Below are 1921 nucleotides of genomic sequence, written 5' to 3' on the forward strand. Positions count from 1 at the left end.
AATTGATTTATTATATAAAATTACTATAATCATAGTGATAAGATTATAATATGATTCTTGATATATGTCAAGAGAATTTAAGAATAATTATGATATAGGCGTTTATTTGATTTTTATGACAATATTCAAAATGAGTGTAGTTAATTAACGTTAATTTGGTCTATTATATTGTCATGTTTAGGGGCAAAGAAAGGGGTAAACCCTTCCTTTGTAAATAAGTCTAAACCTTAGTCTACTTTCTAGAATAAGTTAGCATTCTCGTCAATCCATTTAAGGTATTCAACAATGTCTTTAGTCTCATCTTTACTCATATGTTGGTTAGGCATTTTAAGATTGAAGTAATCAATCATGCTTTTAACATATGGATCTTTGTACATTTCTTCTGGATTTAAAATAAAGTTACTAACCCATTTCTCACCATTTTCATGTCTTTGTAATGCACCTGTAAGGTCTGGACCTGAAGATACTTTACCGATTACGTGACAACCAGAACAACCACCTTCATTAAAGGCTTTTTCGCCTCTTTGAGCTTGAGTAGTTTGTTTAGTTGCTACTTTTCTTACTAGAGTGTCTTTTGCTCTAATACCAACGTCAGCAGTTTTAACCATTAGTTGCCAAATCATATTTTCAAAAAGGATAGCTTTTTCAATATCACCTTTTTTGAAGGCAGCATCAGCTAGTTTTTTCTGAGCAGGAATTTGACCATATTGGTCGAATGCATCAGTTACAAGATCAGCAACAACTTTGTGATCTCCAAACTTGTTCTCTTTTAAGAATGCAACAACTGACTGAATTACAGCATCTGTAGCGTCATTAACTGCAATAGTCTTTTTATACTCAGCAGTAAGTTGAGTTTTAGTCATAGTTTTCATTTTTAGTTTTTGAGCCGAAACGTATTTTTTATTCGGATCTTTAACCATAAGGTAACCCATCATTTCTAAGTGAAGTGCAGAACAAAACTCAGTACAATAGTAAGGGAAAACACCCTCAATATCAGCAATAAAGTTAATTTCAGCAGTTTCACCTGGCTCTAATGAAGCGTGAACGTTAAAGTTATCTACAGTAAAACCGTGAGTCTCATCTTGAGCTCTCTCTAAGTTAGTCATGTACATAGTAACATTGTCACCTTTGTTTACAGTAATTCTCTCAGGATTGATGTGAGATCTTACGAATGTAGCGTAAACAAAAACATTTTTACCTTTAGAATCTATCTTACCTTTATCATTACGTCTTTCAATTCTTTCTTGACCAGCTAAAGTTTTACCTTTATGTATCTTTCCAGTTTTTGTATTTGTACCCATTGTGTATCTAACAGCTGGGTGTAATTTAGTCGCTCTGATAGCTACAGCTTGGTGAGGTTCACCTAGAGGTAAAGGCATATCTACTAGTAAGTCCATTGTTTTACCACTGATATCAATCAACTGGTGATTTTGTGGGTGAAGAGGACCAACATTTTGGAATCTGTCAATTGCAAGTTTATTAAGAGAAATAATGTACTTACCTTGAGGATCAGCAGATTTTCCTTCCATACCACAAAGGTGTCCAACGTTATAGTGAACATTTTCTTTGTCAATAACTTTAAGAGTCTTATAGTTCCATTTTACAATTTGAGAATCAACATAAAGTGAAGTATAAATTTCACCATCTACATTTGAATATTGGTTATGTAAGGGCCCAAGACCTAGTTCAACTTGACCATGTAAAGATGATTTAAGATCTAAGATAGGAATACCATATGGATCTTTACCAACATATTTCTTACTTTTGATAAGTTTTTGGATTTTACTCCATTTATAAACAGAAGCGTGAGTATCTAGCTTACCACAAACTGTGATATATTCACCATCCGGAGAAACATCAACACCGTGAGGTGATTTAGGCTCAGGAATTAAGAAAAGAGCGTTGTTAGCAACAGCTGTTT

General features: G+C 33.4%; 1 protein-coding gene. It reads right to left on the minus strand.

Annotation, left to right across the window (positions count from 1 at the left end):
- Positions 1-239 precede the first annotated feature (239 nt).
- A partial coding sequence (locus QZZ48_RS15655) for a c-type cytochrome (RefSeq protein ID WP_294967187.1) occupies positions 240-1921 on the minus strand: 1682 nt, incomplete at its 5' end.

It is taken from the genome of Sulfurimonas sp., from assembly GCF_016744025.1.
GTDB lineage: Bacteria > Campylobacterota > Campylobacteria > Campylobacterales > Sulfurimonadaceae > Sulfurimonas.